Source organism: Deinococcus humi (assembly GCF_014201875.1).
Classification (GTDB): Bacteria; Deinococcota; Deinococci; order Deinococcales; family Deinococcaceae; genus Deinococcus; species Deinococcus humi.
In genome coordinates this window covers 1-16,448 of sequence record NZ_JACHFL010000002.1, presented here as the reverse complement: position 1 = coordinate 16,448, position 16,448 = coordinate 1, and the positions used below count along the sequence as shown (strand labels likewise).

Below are 16,448 nucleotides of genomic sequence, written 5' to 3'. Positions count from 1 at the left end.
GACGCCCTCTGGCTCCCACCCTGCCCATGACATACTGCGCCGCGTGAAGAAGCGCATTCTGCTGCTGGCTGGCGGCCAGTCCGGGGAACACGAGGTCAGTCTGATGAGCGCCCGCAGCGTCCTGGCGGCCCTGCCGCGGGACCAGTTCGACGTCACGCCCGTGGCGATCAGCAAGCAGGGGCGCTGGCTGCCCCCCACCGACACCCGGCAGGCGCTGGAGAGCGGCGCGGCTGGTACGGGCGGCGATCTGGTGCTGCACCGCGTGGCCAGTGCCGAGGGCTACGACGCCGTGTTTCCGTTGCTGCACGGCCCGATGGGCGAGGACGGCACGGTGCAGGGGCTGCTGACGCTGGCGGGCATTCCCTTTGTCGGCAGCGGCGTGCTGGGTTCGGCGGTCAGCATGGACAAGGTGATGACCAAGCAGGTGCTGGCCTCGGCTGGCATTCCACAGGTGGAGTGGCGGCTGGCGGTGCGCCGCGAGTGGCAGAGTGACGCAGACAGCGTCAGGCGCCGCGCCACCGAGCTGGGATTTCCACTGTTCGTCAAACCCGCCAATCTGGGGTCCAGCGTGGGCATCAGCAAGGTGCAAGGGGCACAGGAACTGGACGCCGCCCTGGACCTGGCTTTCAGCCTGGACCGCCGCGTGATCCTTGAGGCCATGACCGCCCACAAGCCGCGTGAGCTGGAGGTGGGCGTGCTGGGCAACGACTCACCCATTGCCAGCCCGGTGGGCGAACTGCGGTTTGCCTCCGAGTTCTACGACTACGAGACCAAATACACCGAGGGCCGCGCCTCCGTGCACATTCCCGCTCCCATTCCCGAAGAGGTGGCCGGGCGCGTGCGCGAACTGGCCCTGAGCGCCTTCAAGGCGCTGGACTGCGCCGGGCTGGCCCGCGTGGACTTCTTCTACCTGGAAGAGAGCGGCGAGCTATTGCTGAACGAGGTCAATACCATGCCCGGCTTTACCCAGACCAGCATGTACCCCAAGCTGTTCGAGGCGGCGGGCCTGGGTTACAGCGAGCTGGTGACGAGGCTGGTCGAGCTGGCGCTGGAAGAACGCTAGGCGGGCTGGGAGGTCGCGCAGAACTCCCCGGAAACGCTGCCGTGAAACAGCGCCTCTGTGGCAGACGGACCCCAGAACTCCCCCACTCGCCCTATCCTGGGGGACATGACAGTCTCCAGCTCGGCCACCGCCCAGCCACCACTCAACGTCCTGAGCATTCAGTCGTGGGTCAGCTACGGCCATGTCGGCAACGCTGCCGCCGTGTTCCCCTTGCAGCGGCTGGGCATCGAGGTCTGGGCCATCCACACCGTGCAGTTTTCCAACCACACCGGGTACGGCGCGTGGACCGGAGCCGTGTTTCCCCCGGAGCAGATTGCCGAACTGGTGGATGGCATTGAGGCGCGCGGCACGCTGGGCAGTTGCGCGGGCGTGCTGAGCGGTTACATGGGTTCAGGCGGCACCGTGGCGGCAGTGGTGGAGGCGGTGCGGCGGGTTCGCGAGGCCAATGCGGGGGCGCTGTACTGCTGTGATCCGGTGATGGGGGACGTGGGACGCGGCGTGTTCGTGCGCCCGGAATTGCCCGAACTGATCGCGGCGCAGGCGCTGACGGCCGCCGACATCCTGACGCCCAACCAGTTCGAGCTGGAACTGCTGAGCGGGCGGGAGGTCCGGACCCTGCAAGACGCGCTGGAGGCCGCCCACAGCCTGCGGGAGCGGCTGCACGCGGGCGGGCCGCGCATCGTGGTCGTGACCAGCCTGGTGCGCGAGGACGCGCCGGAAGACCAGATCGAAACGCTGGCCGTCACGGACACCGGGGCGTGGCTGTGCCGCACGCCGCTGCTGCCACTGGACCCTCCACGCAACGGCACCGGGGACACGATCGCCGCCCTGTTCTTCGGTCATTACCTGCAGCGCCGGGACGTGGCGACAGCGCTGAGCCTGTCAATGAGCGCGCTGTACGGCCTGCTCAAACAGACCCACGAAGCGGGCAGCCGCGAGATCCTACTGGTGGCCGCACAGGAGGAGTTTGGACAGCCTTCTCAAGTTTTCGACGCCGAGAAAATCGCTTGAACCCATTCACATGAGACCGGCCTACAGGTCATTTCAGCATCGTCCCAATGGGTGTTGGAAGTCGTCTCATGTGAGTCTGAGGGCCTGCAGCCAGACTGGGTGACATGAAACACATTCTGTTCCCCACTACTTCGCAGGCCGATGCCTTTATCGCTGAACTTCAGGAGAAGGGTGTCGTCGCCCCCACCATGGGGACCTCAACGTATGGACGCCACAGTGACATCCGGACATCCGACAATGGCATGGACAACACGACGACAGCGGGCGGCGACGTCCGGACCTACGACAACACCGATAACGACGGGTCCAGCGCGGCGGCTGAGGATGCTGGCGCCGGTGCTGTAAAGGGCACGGGTGTGGGTGCCGTAGTGGGCGCTGGTGCAGGGCTGCTGGGGACGGCAGGCACGGTCGCGGGTGTAGGCGCCACCGTTGCCACCGGCGGCTTGGCGATCCCAGTCGTGCTGGGCATGGCCGCCTTGGGCGCTGGCGTGGGCGCGGCAGTGGGCGCAGCGGGCGGCGCGGCAGGCGTCGACGAGAACCATGATGGGCGCACGGCCGACAGCGATTACGGCACCTACGGTGTCAGCGACGACTACTACGACCGGATGCACAGCACCATGAATGCTGGTGGCCGTGCGGTGGCCGTTGAGGACGCAGTGCCCTACGACGTCGTTGCAGAGGCAGTCCAACGGCACGGCGGGGAATTTGTGGACGAGAATACGATGGACTCCCGCCGCATGTAAACCTTTCTCCATCAGAATGCCCCCACCTGCAAGTGCAGGCGGGGGCATTCTGTGATCCGGATCAACAGCTCTAACAGAAACGTGCCAGAGCAGCGTCTAAAGCAAGCGCTGAGCACATACGGGTTGATTGCACACCTTACGAGGCAGGAACTGTCAACCGTGGACCTTCTTCATCACGATGGTGTGTCCAGCACTGCGAAAGCTTTAGAATGCCTGCCATGTTGTTTCTGTCGGCCCTGTTGCTGCTGGTGGCCTTTCTTGTGGGCAGCCTGCCGCTGGGTTATCTGCTGCTCAGCCGCGCCGGGGTCAGCACGCGCCTGAGCAACGCCCATAACCTGGGCGTGGAGAATATGCTGCGGCTGGTGGGACCGGGGCTGGCGACGGCCTCAGCGCTGCTGGACGCGGGCAAGGGTCTACTGGCGGTGTTGATGGCCTCCAGCCTGGGCCTTGCGGAAGTCACCGTGCTGGCGGCGCTGGCGGCGTACCTGGGACACCTGCATCCGCCCAATGCGCTGTATGCACCGCTTTACGGCACCGTGCCGCCGCGTGGGCGCGGGAATCTGGTGCTTCTGGGGGTCCTGGCCGGTGTGGCAGTCACCGGTGCGGTGCCGTTGTGGGCAGCGGCCCTGCCGGTGGTGGTCTACGCGGGCGTCACCGGCTACTGGGGGTACATCAGCGCGGCCACGCTGGCCGGACTGCTGGCCTTCGCGGTCGTGATGGCACTGCTGCCTATCGGCGTTCCGGCCAAATTGGCGGCGCTGGGGCTGCTGATCGCGGCAGGCTGGCGCTTCAAGGAGAATATCGGGCGCATGCTCGACGGCACCGAGCCGAAGCTCGGCGACGAGGTGCCGCTGGCCGGAAAACGCGGCGACGAGGTGGTCGCCGCCTTCATGATCCACCCCATGACCCTGGAGAACTTCTGGTCTGCCCGCCGTTTCGCGTGGATGAAACCGCTGGTGGAACGCGGCGTGATCAGTGAACGGACGGTCCGGCAGATGGCCGAGAACCTCCGCCCCATGAAGGTAGGCGAGCTGCGCGGCATCCGCACGCCGGAGGGTCAGAGCATCCGCTGCTACCTGCTGTCCAGCCCTCTGCTTCCGGACGTGTTCGACACGCAGCCGGAACTGGCGACACGGCGTGCCATCGAGGGAGCGCGGCTGGCGCACGAGCTGGGAGCGGAGGTGTTCGGCCTCGGCGCTTTCTGGTCGGTGGTGGGCAACAAGGGCGTAGACGTGCAGGCCGCCGTGCCAGAGATCACGGTGACCAACGGCGGCGCGTACACCTCCGGAACCATCAAGGCCGCCATCCCAGGCATCCTGAGGCACTTCGAGTCCGAGGGCCGTGACCTGAGGGCCGCCACCGCCGGAATCGTGGGGGCGAACGGGGTGGTGGCTTTCGGCATCGCGCGAACCATCGCTCCGCAGGTGGGGAAGATCATCATGCTGGGACGCAACATGGATAAGCTGGAGCGCAGTGCCGCCACCCTGCGCCGCGCCAACAAGGACACCGAGATCGTCACCACCACCGACTACGCCGCGCTGAAGACGGCGGACCTGATCTTCTCGGCCACCAGCGATCCGCAGCCGGTGATCTTCGCGCAGCACGTCAAACCTGGCACCTGGATTTTCGACGAGGGCCGCCCGGCGGACGTGGACGAGAGCGTGGCCAGCGTGCCTGGTGTGCGGATCATTCCCGGCGGCGTGGTGCGCCCACCCGGTGGTATGACCACCGCCATCGACCTGCAGTTCGGCGAGGGTGCGGTGCCCGCCTGCCTGGCCGAGACGCTGATCATCGCCGCCACCGGCGAGCATCACCGCAAGAGCCTGGGACCGCAGACCATGAGCGAGAACATCAATTTTTTCGTGGACCAAGCCGCGCGTCTCGGCTTTGAGGTGGTGGACTGAGCGGGTGCCCGGGCCTCTCTTGCCAGATGCTGGGCCTGTGTACAGCCCTGGGCGCAATCTGACGCCTCTCTAAGAACGTTCGGGATGTGCCTTAAAAGGGCGCCCGGTGGGGTTACAGCCGGCCTATCCTGCCGCATGCCTGTTCGTGCCATGCGTTGCCTGCTGGTGCTCGGAGCCGTGGCCTGGGGCAGCTGGGGGCAGGGGGCAACATTGCCCCTCTTTCTGAGGCCAGTTTTGCCTGCTGCGCCCGCCAACCGGCCCGCCTGCGCCTCGCCCACGGACCCGCTGGAGGTGGCGCTGTGGCAGGTGGTCACGGCGAACGGTCAACCAGACCTGAGCTGCGACAATGTCTTCACCGGCTTCCTGCGAACGCCACGCGGTCCCGGCACACCGCTGGACGCCTATCAAATCACGGCCAGTGAAGTGGTCAACGCCCGGAATGAGGTGCTGCTGGCCAACATGGAGTGGAACGCTGGGCCAGGGCATCCCGGCTGGACCTTCGTGCAGGCGGTGGCTGAGCTGTACGGGCGGGTCCGGGCCGATCCCTCAGCCTACCCGCACGGCATGACCGTGCGGGTGCTGCTGGGCGGCTTTCCGGATCTTCTCCACCCGGACGGCAAACGGCAGCCCCTGGCGCTGCTGGACGATCTGCTGCGGCTGGGCGTGCCACTACAGGACGCCCGTGTGGGCTGGACCCTGACCCTCCTCAACTACCGCTACTTTCCCCACAGCCACGTCAAACTGCACATCATCGACGGAAGGGATCTGACGGTGGCCGGGTACAACTACACCGACTGGCACCTGCCCTCCTCCGAGCCGGGGGGCCACGGTCTGCATGATCTGGGGCTGCGGATGAGCGGGCCAGTAGCGCAGAGCGGCGTGGCCACCTTCGACGATCTGTGGCGGCACAGTTCACAACTGCGCTGCCCGGACGCCGTGACGCGGGAGACGGCAGCGGCGAGGTGCCGGCTGACGCCCCCGGATCCGGTGACCCACCCAGCAGCCGCACGGGAGGCTGTCGCTGCCGGCCACGCGCGAGCCTTCATGCTCTACCGCCGTCCCGGCAGCGATGAGGCGGACCGCGCCCACCTGGCCCTGCTGGGCGCGACGCAGAGACAACTCGATCTGATGCAGGCCGATTTCGGACCCACGATGAACTGCTGGGGGGCTTACCTGAACCCGCAGGGCTGCGGCCCGGAGACCTGGCCCGTGTACTTGACCGCTGTGCTGGAAGCGATCCGGCGCGGAGTGCACGTTCGGCTGCTGACCGTAGATTACGGAACGGGTGCGGCGGCCAACCGCAGCGGTGTCACGCTATTGCGTCAGGAACTGCGGCACCTGGGCCTCCAGGACCGCTTCGAGGCCCGTTATGTCACCTTCAACATGCACTCCAAGGCACTCACGGTGGACCGCCGGATGGTGGTAGTCGGCAGCATGAATTTTCATTTCAGCTCCTGGGGTCAGCTCGGGCTGGCCGAGGCCGCGCTGGCGACAGCCGATCCCGCAGCAGTGTCGGAGCAGGAAGCCAGCTTCGAGACCGTCTGGCAGACGGCCAGCCGCCCCGTTCCGGACGAATGGTGGCTGAAGAACGTGGTTCCTGAGCCGGCACCGGGACCATGACTCCCCGGAATCATTTGCCGGGACACCCGACACGGTCAGGCCTTGCCCAGGCCCGTAAACTGGGGGCATGACTGACCTCTCCCCTATGTCCCCGTCGCGTGCGCCGCATGGTTGAGCGCATCTACCTCGCCAAGCCGCGCGGCTTCTGCGCGGGCGTGGTCATGGCGATTGGCGCGGTGGAACGGGCCGCTCGGACCGAGGAGAAACCCGTGACGGTCTACCACTCGATTGTCCACAACCACACTGTGGTGGACCGGCTGGAGCGCGGCCACGGCGTGCATTTCGTGGAGAATCTGGATGACATCTCGGCCCTTCCAGGCGGCGGAGAAACGGTGGTGTTCTCCGCGCACGGCATCAGCCCGCTGGTGCGTGAGCGGGCCCGGGCGCTGGGGCTGAGTACCATCGACGCCACCTGCCCGCTGGTCACCAAGGTCCACACCGAGGCCAAGAAGTACGCCCGCGAGGGCTACACCATCTTGCTGATCGGCGACAGCGCGCAGCATCAGGAGGTGATCGGCACGAGTGGCGAGGCGCCCGACAACACCATCCTGGTGGGCGTGCTGGGCAAGAGTGGCGAGGGGCTGCACGACCCCCACACGGTCACCGTACCGGATCCCGACAAACTGGTGGTCCTCACCCAGACCACCCTGAGCGTGGACGACACGCGGCGCACCGTGGACATCCTCAAGGCCCGCTTCCCAAGGTTGATCGTGCCGCCCAGCGAGGACCTGTGCTACGCCACCAAGAACCGCCAGGACGCGGTCAAGGCCATCGCGCCCAACGTGGACGCTTTTCTGGTGCTGACCAGCACGCACTCCAGCAACGGCATGCGCCTGCTGGAACTGGCCGCCGACACCTGCGGCCGGGCCGAGCGGCTCGAAACCGTGGCCGATCTGGCAGACCTCGATCTGGAGAGCGTGCGGAGTGTAGGCATCACCAGCGCCGCCAGCACGCCCGATGATCTGGTGCAGGCGGTAGTGGCCCACTTCCGCGCCCTGAATCCGGACTTGCAGGTGATCGAGGAAGGCGAGTGGGAAAACATCGAGTTCCGCGAGCCCAAAAAAATTCTGCCGGGGCAGCCCCTGCCGCGCACGATGGGCTGAGGAAAGGCAGCCCAACCGTCCCGCAGCTCTGCCCAGCCAACCTCCTCCCCGCACGCCTCGATGCTCTAGCATGCCCCGCATGAGGGTGCAGGCATGATTGTGGTCAAGGTAGGCGGCAGCGCCGGGATCGATTACGACGCGGTGTGCGCCGATCTGGCGGCGCGGTGGAAGGCGGGCGAACGCCTGATCCTGGTCCACGGCGGCAGCGGCGAGACCAACCGCGTGGCCGAGGCGTTGGGACATCCCCCCCGGTTCGTGACCAGCCCCAGCGGGTACACCTCGCGGTTTACAGACCGCGAGACCCTGGAAATCTTTGAGATGGTCTACTGCGGCAAGATCAACAAGGGCATCGTGGAGCGCTTGCAGCGCCTGGGCGTCAACGCGGTGGGCCTGTCAGGGCTGGACGGGCGCATCTTCGAGGGCCGTCACAAGGACAGCGTGCGTGCGGTGGAAAACGGCAAGACCAGGGTGCTGCGCGGCGATCACACCGGGACGGTGGAACGGGTCAACACCGATCTGATCGAACTGCTGCTGGGCGCGGGCTACCTGCCGGTGCTGACACCGCCGGCCAGCAGTTACGAGGGCGTAGCGATCAATGTGGATGGCGACCGCGCCGCTGCCGCTCTGGCCGTGGCCTTGAAGGCCGAGGCCCTGCTGCTGCTGTCCAACGTGCCGGGGTTGCTGCGCACCTATCCGGACGAGTCCAGCCTGATCCGCCAGATTCCGGCGAACGATGTCGAAACCTACCTGGAGTTCGCCCAGGACCGTATGAAGAAGAAAGTGCTGGGTGCGGCAGAGGCTGTGGCGGGCGGCGTGCAGCGCGTCATTTTCGGGGACGCGCGCGCAGGGCAGCCCATCACGGCGGCGCTGAGCGGTGCGGGAACGGTGGTGTCGTAGCCATGGGAACCGGGATGAGAACCGGAGCGTAAAGACTCACATGGAGAAACTGTTGATCACCACCACCAACGAATTGGAAGGCTACCGCGTCACCCGCCAGCTGGGCGTGGTGCGCGGGCTGACCGTGCGCTCGCGTAGCGTGCTGGGCAATCTGGGCGCGTCCCTGCAGACCATTCTCGGCGGCAACATCACCCTTTACAGTGAACTGGCCGAGAAAGCCCGTCAGGAAGCCTATGACCTGATGGTCCAGCATGCCCAGCAACGCGGGGCCAACGCGGTGCTCGCCATGCGCTACGACGCCAACGAGATCACCGACGGTGTGACCGAGGTGCTGGCCTACGGCACGGCGGTCGTGGTGGAGCCGCGCTGACTTGCTCCCTGATGGCCACCCCATGACCGCCGCCGAACTGCTGAATTACCTGAACGTCAGGGGCGGTCAGGAATACCGCGTCACCGCCCTGCTGCACATTGGCACGGGCAAGAAAGCCAGCGTGCGCGAGCTGGGCGAGTATCACCTGAACGTGCGCGGCGGCCACGTGCAGGCCACCGGTCCCAGCGGACAGACGCGCCTGCTCAACCGGAGCGAGTTCCTGGCCGTCTTCGGCAGCTACGTCTTCAGCCCTGTGACGCCCACCGGGGCCATGACTGATCTGGGCCCACTGTTCGGCTAGGCGCAGGGCGCAGCGCCCCTCCCCTCTCGCGGCTGGTAGGTGAGAGCCGGAAGGATAGGAGAAGTATGTGAAAAAGGGGCAGAGGTCACAACCCCCTGCCCCGCACTTTTCTTCTGTCCTGCCCTTACTGCTGCGCCTGGGGCTCTGGGAAGGTCACGTCGCTCAGATTGACCGTGACCTCGCGGGTCTGTCCTCCGCGCTTGACGGTCAGCCGCACGCTGTCGCCCAGGCTCTTGCCCAGGATGGCGCTCTGCAGGCTGTTGTCGTCGGTGATGGGCTGACCGTCTACCGCCGTGATCAGGTCTCCGTCGGTGGAAACCGTCGTGGTCTGGCCGGTGGCCGGATTGGTCAGCTTGATGCTGTCGTTGCTGCCCGCCTGAAGTTTGGCGTTGGCGGCGGGGCTGCCAGGAACCACTTCCTGCACCAGCGCGCCACTCTTGGGCAGGCCGGCAGCCTGGCGCTGCGCGTCGGTCAGGCCGCTGACATCCGTGAACTTGATGCCCATCCGCGGCGGCTGCACCACGCCCCCCTGACCGGCCTGGAGCTGGGGTAGCAGCTTCTTGACCGTGTTGACCGGGATGGCGAAGCCCACGCCCGCACTCTGACCGGCACCACCGGTCAGGATCTGGGTGTTGACGCCGATGACCTCGCCGGAACTGTTCAGCAGCGGGCCGCCCGAGTTCCCGGGGTTGATGGCCGCATCGGTCTGGATCAGGCTCTGTTTGATGCCCTGCATCCCCACCGGGGCTGTGCGCTCCAGGCTGCTAATGATTCCCTCGGAAACGCTGAAATCCAGACCGAAGGGGGCGCCCATCGCCACCGCTTTCAAGCCCACGTCCAGCTTGCTGCTGTCGCCCAGCGGAATCGGCTGGATCAGCTTCTTCGGCAAACCTTCAGGACGGATCAGCGCCAGATCGAAATCAGGGGCGCGGGCAATGACCTTGGCCTTATACTCGGTCTTGTCGCCGTGGACACGAATGGTGATCTCGCTGGCCCCGTCCACCACATGGTTGTTGGTGATGATATCGCCCCGGCTGTCCACGAAAAAGCCGCTGCCGGTGCCCGTCTGGGGCTGAGGCGTGCCTTCACTACCGTCGCCCCCCTCACCGAATGGGCTGTTGCCGTCGCCGAACGGGAAGCCGAACGGCATCTGCTCCTGCATACGCTGACGCAGCTGCGCCTGCGGATTGGACGCGGTGTCGGCCTTCTCGGTCACGCTGACGTAGACCAGCCCACCCTGGCGCGCTTTGACCACGTTCACGGTGTTCGTTTCGGACTCGGTGCGGGCGCGGCCCCCGTCGTAATTCTGGTTTAGTGGGGTCTGAGGAGGCGTTGCCAGGGCCGGCACCATCTGACCCTGAACATTTTGCGAGGAGGACGCGGCGCTCTGGGCAGCGGACCGTTCGTTGACGCCGTAACCCACAAACGCGCCGAGGGCCAGCGTGCCTGACAGGGCGAGGATGGACAGATTCTTCTTCATGGCCGCAGTGTGGCGCCGTCCGGTTACACAGCGGTTAAAGGCTCTGGACCAAAAAAGCTCCCGGCCAGCGAGGACCGGGAAAGCGTAACCTGATTTTACTTCTTGCGCTTGCCGCCGCTGCCCGGCTTCTTGGGGCCACCAGTCGTCGTGCGTTCCTTGGCGTCACGCATGAACGAGCGCAGCTTGGCCTCGAACTGTGGACTCTGCCGTCCGATGGCGCGCGGACGCGGCACTTCCTCGGGCTCTTCGAGCAGTTCTTTGATCGACAGGTCAAGACGCCCGCGTTCATCGCGGCCCAGCACCTTGACCTCAATGTTCTCGCCTTCCCGCACATGATCGTGGATATTACGCACGAACGAGTGTGCGATCTGCGAGATATGGACGAGGCCAGTCTCACCGTTCTCGAACTGGATAAACGCGCCGAAATCGGTCACACGGGTTACGCGGCCCTCGGCCACCGCGCCAGAATCAAGTTGCACTAAAGGAGTTCTCCTGGGGAAAGCATGGCTCACATGGTACACCATGCGGGCCGAACGTGGGCTGCTTCTTAAATGCGGCGTCAATTCTGGCCCGTAGCTCACATTTCCGGCGGTCAAAAATAGCCACGCCCAGATCTCTCAGTGGTCCGCGTGCGCTCTCCAGCGTTGCTGACGGTAATGGCGCACCTCGGCGGTGAGCAGGATGATGGTGTTCAGAATGTAAATGGCGGCAAGGACGCCGACCAGGGCACTCTGCAGCGCGCCAGAGGCCAGCAGCGGCAGGGCCGGGAACGTCACCAGGCCGCTCCACGGTGCCAGGGCCGAGAGCACCGCCGACCAGGCCAGGAGTAACATGCCCCCCCATGGGCTGTTCATCAAGCCGCTGCCGGGCAGCAGCAGGGCCAGGCCCCGAACCAGTGGTGCGCGGGCCTGCGCCGGGGTCAGCGCCGTGCGTGGCAACAACATCGAGAGGGCCATCAGGGCACACAGCAGGGCCGTGCCCAGCAGTGCCCAGCCCAGGCGGGCGCTGCGGCCCGGCATGGGATTCAGCACCTGCGCAGGATTGAGCAGTGCCTGGCGCAGGGTCACGCTCAGGTCACCGGTCACAGCGCGGGTCAGGCTGCGCTGGTCCGGGTAGCACAGCCGGGGCTGGCCAGGACGGTAGGTGCGCTGAAAGCTGGTGTCCGGCGTGCCCGGATTCAGACCCAGGTTGAAGGCGGGAGCCCGCAGATCAGGTCGGGCCGACAGTGCGGCGCGGTACTGCTCACGGGCCTGCGCCTCGTCGCCACGGGCCTGCGAAATCGCGCCCAGGTTGTTCAGCGCGCAGGCGTCGGGCAGAGCCGCCGTGTAGATCTGACGGGCCAATGAGTCGTCGCCGTCCAGTTGCGACGCCAGCCCGGTCAACAGGGCGCTGTCGGGGCCAGGGCGCAGGTTCAGGTCTCCCAGCCCCGCCCCGGCCCAGCCCCCCCCGTAGGTGCCGATGTTCAGCGCCGGACTTCTCAGCGCTGCACCGGCCAGATTGGCCCATTGCCAGCCGCCCAGCGAAACCACCAGTCCGGCCAGCAACAGGGTCAGCAGGAAACGCTCGCTCAGGGAGGCATATGCCACCGAGATCTGGCGTGAACGTGCCAGCGGGCGGCGCAACCACGACAGGAAACGTCCGCCCAGAGGCACGGTGGCCTGCCCCTGGGCTTGCCACGCCCGCACCATGAGCACGATCAGGGCCGCGCCCAGGCTGAGCAACAATGCCAGGGCCAGGAAGCGGGCAGCGTCCCGCACAGTGTCCAGTCCCCCTGCCCCGAGGTTGTAGAGGGTGCCGGTGCGCAGCGAGCGCGAGAATTGCCGCCACTCCTCGGCCTCGCCGGCGCGGCCCTGGGCTTCCAGAATGCCCGCGTAGCGTGCGTACAGCGCTGGTCCACCCTCGAAACGCGGGTGCAGCTCACGCAGGTAGCCGATCCAGGCGGCGGCGCGGGCCAGCCGGTTCTGGGCCAGCAACGTGCCCAGGTACGCGCTGGGATTGCCGTAGGCACTCAGCGCTGCCCGGCTGACCGGCACATCCGGGTCCAGACCCCGCCCGGCGGCGTCCCGGCGGGCGCGGTCAAGAGCCAGATCGGCAGCGGCTGGATATCCCGCCGTGTCCAGCCGCGCGGCCAGTTGTACCCACGCTGGGAACGGGAGGCTGGTCCCCAGCGCGCGGCGCACGGTGCTGAGGGCCGCGTAGCTGTCGCCCGCCTCACGGCGCTGCCCGGCCAGCCGCAGGAGCAGAAAGGGATTGGTGGGATCCTCGCTGGCCGCCGCCTGCACCCCCTCTTCAGGCACCGCCTGGGCCGCGCGCAACAGCCACTGCGTCACCGCGGGGTCTGGGGGAAAGACCACCCGTTCCTGCACGCTGAGTCCGGCAGCGTCACCGGACAGTGTGAAGCGCTCGGCGTAGCCGTCCCCGCCGGTGGTCACGCGGACCACCCCTCCGGACGCGTCCAGGGAAGTCACTGGGCCAGGAAGATCCGCACGGCCCAGCACCCGGCCCTGCGCCGTGTAGGCGTACACTTTCGGCCCCACGCCCAGATAGGTCACGTCGCCCACCTCCAACGGGCCGCTCAGCTCACCCAGCGCTGCCGGATAGTTGCGCTGCCAGACCAGCCTGGAACCGTCTTCATAGCGCAACGTGCGGCCCTCAAGCACCGGAACCGCCCCTGCCGCCGTCCAAAGCAGCCCAGGCAGCAGACCCAGGACCAAACGGGTCACGCGCCAGTCCATCCCTGCGCCCCGCAAACGCCTCATGTTTTAGGCCCCTGTGCCACTGGAAAGGCCAGCAGATGAATGGCCCGCACGGCCATGGCCGCCCCCCCAGCAACCAGATCGGCCAGACCGCCCTCGCGCAGGCTCAGCAGCAGCCCCACCGGCACGGCGACGGCGGTCGCAAATGGGACGGCATTCAGCTTCAGGTGACCCTGCAGGGTCACCCGGTACAGCGGAATCAGCGCCAGCGCAACAGCCAGCATACCCAGCAGGGTCAGCGGAGCGGACACCAGCAGGGCACCCATCAGGGGAGCGATGCCGCCGCCGCCCCGGAAACGGAAGTACAGCGGGTAACAGTGGCCTAGCACCACCGCCAGGGTGGCCAGCCACGTCAGTTCAGGGGCCAGCGCCCGGGCCAGCAGCACGGCCAGCGCACCTTTAAGGATATCCCCAGCGGTCACCAGAATGGCGGCGTTACGCCCGAACTGCCGGTAAGTGCCGCTGCCGCCTGGCAGGTCACGCCCAAGGATGTCGTTCCCATGCGCCCGCGAATAGAGCACGCCTGTGACCAGCGACCCCAGAAGATAGGACAGGACGGCAACCAGCAGGGCTAACATACGGGCCGCATTGTAGGGCAGCAAAGACGCGCTGGAGGCGCTGATCCGCCATCCGAACACAGGGCACGTCAGGCGGCGAGTCCTGTGCCTCGCAATCGCCTCAGACAGCGTTCTAAAAGCGCCGAGACTGTGAGTGGAACGCCTCTCCTCTGTCCCGCCTCCATTACACTCGGCACGATGACCACTGGTGAAAGCAGAGCCCAGGTGCTGGAAGAGCCCCTGGGGCAGGCGTCTCAGGAACTCTCCCGAGAGGAACTGCGCCGTTACTCGCGGCAACTGCTCGTTCCGGAATGGCTGGAGGCCGGGGCACAGGAGCGGCTGCGGAGCTCAAGCGTACTGGTTGTGGGTGCGGGCGGACTGGGCGGCCCAGTCGTTCTGCAGCTGGCTGGAGCAGGCGTGGGGCGGCTAGTGATTGCAGACGGTGACACGGTAGGCGTGAGCAACCTGCACCGTCAGACCCTTTTCACGGCTGCCGACCTGGGCCGCCCCAAAGCCGAGATTGCGGCCGCCCGGGCGCAGGCGCTTAATCCCTTTGTTCAGGTCCAGACAGCGCCCAGACTGGACAGCGCTGGTTTGGACCGCCTGATTCCCAGCATGACGCTCGTCGCAGATGCCAGCGACAATTTCGAGACGCGCTACGCTATTGCCGACGCCTGCATGCGAGCCGGACGCGAATGGGTCTGGGGCGCGGCGGGCGGCAGCAGTGGCATGGTCAGCGTGTTTGGACCCTATTTGGGCCTACGTGACCTGTTCCCCACTCCAGGAGAGGGTCCCTCCTGTGAGGAAACAGGAGTCCTGGGCCCCGTCCCCAACTTAACCGGCAGCCTGATGGCTCAGGAAGCGCTCAAAGTTTTGGGTGGCGTGGGCGAAGCTCTGCGAGGAAGGCTCTGGACCTTTGAAGCGCTATCCGGGCAGACACGAGTCCTGAATCTCAAGTCAGTCAAACCGACATCATCTTAATTTTAGGTTCATCTTGTATACATAAAAATATTACGTCTGGCATGAGATTTATTGATCCACAAGCTCCTTTTTGTCCGCCGAGGAACAGCACGGGACGACGAAAAGACAATGGGTGACGTCAAATTCGAGCCTTGACGATAGGTTAATGTGTGTTAAGGTGCATTTGAGCCAACAACAGCTCAGTCCCAATCAGGAGGTTTGCACATGGCAAAGAGCTCCAAACCCGCCGCTAAGAAACCCGCCGCCAAAGGTGCGCCCACTAGGAGCGCAAGCAACAAGATTGCAAAGACCCAGATCATCGACATCGTAGCCGACAAAACCAGCCTGAATAAGAAGCAGGCGGGCGAAGCGGTGGCTGCAGTCCTCTCCAGTGTGGTTGCGGCCTTGCAAGGCGGTCAGAGCGTCGGCCTGCCTGGTCTGGGTACCTTAAGCGTCACGCAAACTGCGGCGCGGACGGGCGTTCGCCCCGGCACCAACCAGAAGATCACCATCCCCGCTGGCAAGAAGATCCGTTTCAAAGTGGCCAGCACCCTCAAAGGGACACTCTAACTGTCAGCGTAGAGTTCTCCCCTGCGATGTTTCCGAAGTTCTTTTTAGAAGCCCAGTCGGCCCAGAAGCTGCCTGGGCTTCATTCAGAAGTCTCTGTCTGTCTCTCTTGCCTATGAACCCGGTGGACAGTCACAGGGAGCTTTTTACGAACTCCATCTCCAGGCTGGGTCGAAGCGCGTGCATTTCTCACCCTTGTGAACTAAACTGTAATATATGCACCACAATCAAGATGGGACGGAGCAGGCGATCAGATGACATATCTGTTCAATAAGAGAACGCGGCCTAGACGTCCCAGCTGTCTCGTGTCGGATTTACTTCCCTGGTGAGGTTGATCTAGGGCAATCAGGCATTGGAGACTATGGGAAGGCAAACGCATGTTCACCGTCTAATTGGACAGCAGGAGGCGCCACGTTGAAGCACTCGACCTTTGCACCCGGTGACCGTGTAGTGCTGCCACCTTACGGCCTTGGAATGATCAGAGGGACTTGCCAGCGGCCTGTAGGAGAAGCCACCCATGAATACTACGAGATTCAGTTCTCGCATACGGCCAGCCGCGCCTACGTCCCGGTGGCTGCGCCGCAAAGTGCTGGAATGCGCGCCGCACTGACCGAGAACGATCTGCCTGAATTGCTGGCCCGATTGCAGGACAGCACGCTGGACCTCCCACACCAGTGGGCCGCCCGCCAACGTTTGGTTACCGAGATGCTAGCTAGTGGCAACCCACTGGAACTGGCTGTCCTGACGTGCAAGTTACGGCACTGGAATGTTGAACGGGGACTTCCCGATCTGGACCGACAGGCTTTCCGGCGGGCCATTAAATTACTGGAGCAGGAGGTCAGTGGTTTGGCGGACCACAATGCTGTGCAAGTACAGCGCTTCCTCGAAAGGGCCTGGAACGAAAACCCCCACAATGAATGACACAACAACCCAAAGAAGCGCCCCCAACAAAAGTTGGGGGCGCTAGGGCAGATGATGAAAAGCCTCTTGCGAGGGAAGAACAAGCAGTGCGGAGCGATGTAAAGGAGGTGATCCAACCGCACCTTCCGGTACAGTTACCTTGTTACGACTTCACCCCAGTCATGAACCACAGCCTAGACGCCTGCCGTGAAGCTC

General features: G+C 65.3%; 16 protein-coding genes and 1 rRNA gene. 12 read left to right on the top strand and 5 right to left on the bottom strand.

Going from position 1 to position 16,448, the window contains the following annotated elements; all coding sequences use genetic code 11:
• Positions 1-43 precede the first annotated feature (43 nt).
• The 9 genes from HNQ08_RS03690 to HNQ08_RS03650 all read left to right on the top strand — a co-directional run bounded on the left by HNQ08_RS03690 (position 44) and on the right by HNQ08_RS03650 (position 9,012).
• Positions 44-1,063, top strand: a complete 1,020-nt coding sequence (locus tag HNQ08_RS03690) for a D-alanine--D-alanine ligase family protein (protein ID WP_184127768.1) — start codon at positions 44-46, stop codon at positions 1,061-1,063.
• A 105-nt stretch (positions 1,064-1,168) separates the two neighbouring features.
• Complete coding sequence (gene pdxY, locus HNQ08_RS03685) at positions 1,169-2,074, top strand: pyridoxal kinase PdxY (RefSeq protein WP_184127767.1); 906 nt, start codon at positions 1,169-1,171, stop codon at positions 2,072-2,074.
• A gap of 104 nt (positions 2,075-2,178) precedes the next feature.
• Positions 2,179-2,817, top strand: coding sequence for a hypothetical protein (locus HNQ08_RS03680; RefSeq protein ID WP_184127766.1), 639 nt, complete (start codon positions 2,179-2,181; stop codon positions 2,815-2,817).
• 218 nt (positions 2,818-3,035) lie between these two features.
• Positions 3,036-4,721, top strand: coding sequence for a glycerol-3-phosphate acyltransferase (locus tag HNQ08_RS03675; RefSeq protein WP_184127765.1), 1,686 nt, complete (start codon positions 3,036-3,038; stop codon positions 4,719-4,721).
• A 135-nt stretch (positions 4,722-4,856) separates the two neighbouring features.
• The gene (locus tag HNQ08_RS03670; RefSeq protein ID WP_229789789.1) at positions 4,857-6,341 is read left to right on the top strand and encodes a phospholipase D-like domain-containing protein; all 1,485 of its coding nucleotides are present in this window, start codon (positions 4,857-4,859) and stop codon (positions 6,339-6,341) included.
• A 107-nt stretch (positions 6,342-6,448) separates the two neighbouring features.
• Positions 6,449-7,444 (top strand): 4-hydroxy-3-methylbut-2-enyl diphosphate reductase, encoded by a 996-nt coding sequence (gene ispH, locus HNQ08_RS03665; RefSeq protein ID WP_184127764.1) that lies wholly within the window; start codon positions 6,449-6,451, stop codon positions 7,442-7,444.
• A 93-nt stretch (positions 7,445-7,537) separates the two neighbouring features.
• Positions 7,538-8,341, top strand: a complete 804-nt coding sequence (locus tag HNQ08_RS03660) for a [LysW]-aminoadipate kinase (protein ID WP_184127763.1) — start codon at positions 7,538-7,540, stop codon at positions 8,339-8,341.
• Positions 8,342-8,381: 40 nt separating this feature from the next.
• The gene (locus HNQ08_RS03655) at positions 8,382-8,711 is read left to right on the top strand and encodes a YbjQ family protein (RefSeq protein ID WP_221283999.1); all 330 of its coding nucleotides are present in this window, start codon (positions 8,382-8,384) and stop codon (positions 8,709-8,711) included.
• 22 nt (positions 8,712-8,733) lie between these two features.
• Positions 8,734-9,012 carry a hypothetical protein gene (locus tag HNQ08_RS03650; RefSeq protein WP_184127762.1) on the top strand — a complete coding sequence of 93 codons (279 nt, stop codon included), beginning with the start codon at positions 8,734-8,736 and terminating at the stop codon, positions 9,010-9,012.
• A 124-nt stretch (positions 9,013-9,136) separates the two neighbouring features.
• Here HNQ08_RS03650 and HNQ08_RS03645 read toward each other — a convergent pair whose 3' ends face one another.
• The 4 genes from HNQ08_RS03645 to HNQ08_RS03630 form a co-directional block, all read right to left on the bottom strand.
• Positions 9,137-10,492 carry a S1C family serine protease gene (locus HNQ08_RS03645; protein ID WP_184127761.1) on the bottom strand — a complete coding sequence of 452 codons (1,356 nt, stop codon included), beginning with the start codon at positions 10,490-10,492 and terminating at the stop codon, positions 9,137-9,139.
• 95 nt (positions 10,493-10,587) lie between these two features.
• Entirely contained in the window at positions 10,588-11,016 is a 429-nt protein-coding gene (locus HNQ08_RS03640) for a S1 RNA-binding domain-containing protein (protein WP_184128829.1), read from the bottom strand.
• A 93-nt stretch (positions 11,017-11,109) separates the two neighbouring features.
• A complete protein-coding gene (locus HNQ08_RS03635; RefSeq protein ID WP_229789791.1) occupies positions 11,110-13,251 on the bottom strand; it encodes a hypothetical protein in 2,142 nt (713 codons plus the stop codon).
• Complete coding sequence (locus tag HNQ08_RS03630; RefSeq protein ID WP_184127760.1) at positions 13,248-13,826, bottom strand: glycerol-3-phosphate acyltransferase; 579 nt, start codon at positions 13,824-13,826, stop codon at positions 13,248-13,250. The genes HNQ08_RS03635 and HNQ08_RS03630 overlap by 4 nt, the downstream gene beginning before the upstream one ends.
• 177 nt (positions 13,827-14,003) lie before the next feature.
• Here HNQ08_RS03630 and HNQ08_RS03625 point away from each other — a divergent pair, with 177 nt between their 5' ends.
• The 3 genes from HNQ08_RS03625 to HNQ08_RS03615 all read left to right on the top strand — a co-directional run bounded on the left by HNQ08_RS03625 (position 14,004) and on the right by HNQ08_RS03615 (position 16,253).
• Positions 14,004-14,786: a HesA/MoeB/ThiF family protein gene (locus HNQ08_RS03625; RefSeq protein WP_184127759.1), complete on the top strand. Its 783-nt coding sequence runs from the start codon at positions 14,004-14,006 to the stop codon at positions 14,784-14,786.
• Positions 14,787-14,990: 204 nt separating this feature from the next.
• Complete coding sequence (locus HNQ08_RS03620) at positions 14,991-15,335, top strand: HU family DNA-binding protein (protein WP_184127758.1); 345 nt, start codon at positions 14,991-14,993, stop codon at positions 15,333-15,335.
• A 411-nt stretch (positions 15,336-15,746) separates the two neighbouring features.
• Positions 15,747-16,253 carry a CarD family transcriptional regulator gene (locus tag HNQ08_RS03615; protein WP_184127757.1) on the top strand — a complete coding sequence of 169 codons (507 nt, stop codon included), beginning with the start codon at positions 15,747-15,749 and terminating at the stop codon, positions 16,251-16,253.
• A 100-nt stretch (positions 16,254-16,353) separates the two neighbouring features.
• Here the strand turns inward: HNQ08_RS03615 and HNQ08_RS03610 are convergent.
• A 16S ribosomal RNA gene (locus tag HNQ08_RS03610) occupies positions 16,354-16,448 on the bottom strand; the annotation flags it as partial.

Bases quoted from the DNA above. Each gene is read 5' to 3' on its own strand.
- HNQ08_RS03660 (WP_184127763.1), top strand. From the start codon at position 7,538: ATGATTGTGGTCAAGGTAGGCGGCAGCGCCGGGATCGATTACGACGCG.
- HNQ08_RS03675 (WP_184127765.1), top strand. From the start codon at position 3,036: ATGTTGTTTCTGTCGGCCCTGTTGCTGCTGGTGGCCTTTCTTGTGGGC.
- HNQ08_RS03635 (WP_229789791.1), bottom strand. From the start codon at position 13,251: ATGAGGCGTTTGCGGGGCGCAGGGATGGACTGGCGCGTGACCCGTTTG.
- HNQ08_RS03650 (WP_184127762.1), top strand. From the start codon at position 8,734: ATGACCGCCGCCGAACTGCTGAATTACCTGAACGTCAGGGGCGGTCAG.
- HNQ08_RS03620 (WP_184127758.1), top strand. From the start codon at position 14,991: ATGGCAAAGAGCTCCAAACCCGCCGCTAAGAAACCCGCCGCCAAAGGT.
- HNQ08_RS03625 (WP_184127759.1), top strand. From the start codon at position 14,004: ATGACCACTGGTGAAAGCAGAGCCCAGGTGCTGGAAGAGCCCCTGGGG.
- HNQ08_RS03680 (WP_184127766.1), top strand. From the start codon at position 2,179: ATGAAACACATTCTGTTCCCCACTACTTCGCAGGCCGATGCCTTTATC.
- pdxY (WP_184127767.1), top strand. From the start codon at position 1,169: ATGACAGTCTCCAGCTCGGCCACCGCCCAGCCACCACTCAACGTCCTG.
- HNQ08_RS03645 (WP_184127761.1), bottom strand. From the start codon at position 10,492: ATGAAGAAGAATCTGTCCATCCTCGCCCTGTCAGGCACGCTGGCCCTC.
- HNQ08_RS03670 (WP_229789789.1), top strand. From the start codon at position 4,857: ATGCCTGTTCGTGCCATGCGTTGCCTGCTGGTGCTCGGAGCCGTGGCC.
- ispH (WP_184127764.1), top strand. From the start codon at position 6,449: ATGGTTGAGCGCATCTACCTCGCCAAGCCGCGCGGCTTCTGCGCGGGC.
- HNQ08_RS03630 (WP_184127760.1), bottom strand. From the start codon at position 13,826: ATGTTAGCCCTGCTGGTTGCCGTCCTGTCCTATCTTCTGGGGTCGCTG.
- HNQ08_RS03640 (WP_184128829.1), bottom strand. From the start codon at position 11,016: ATGGTGTACCATGTGAGCCATGCTTTCCCCAGGAGAACTCCTTTAGTG.
- HNQ08_RS03655 (WP_221283999.1), top strand. From the start codon at position 8,382: ATGGAGAAACTGTTGATCACCACCACCAACGAATTGGAAGGCTACCGC.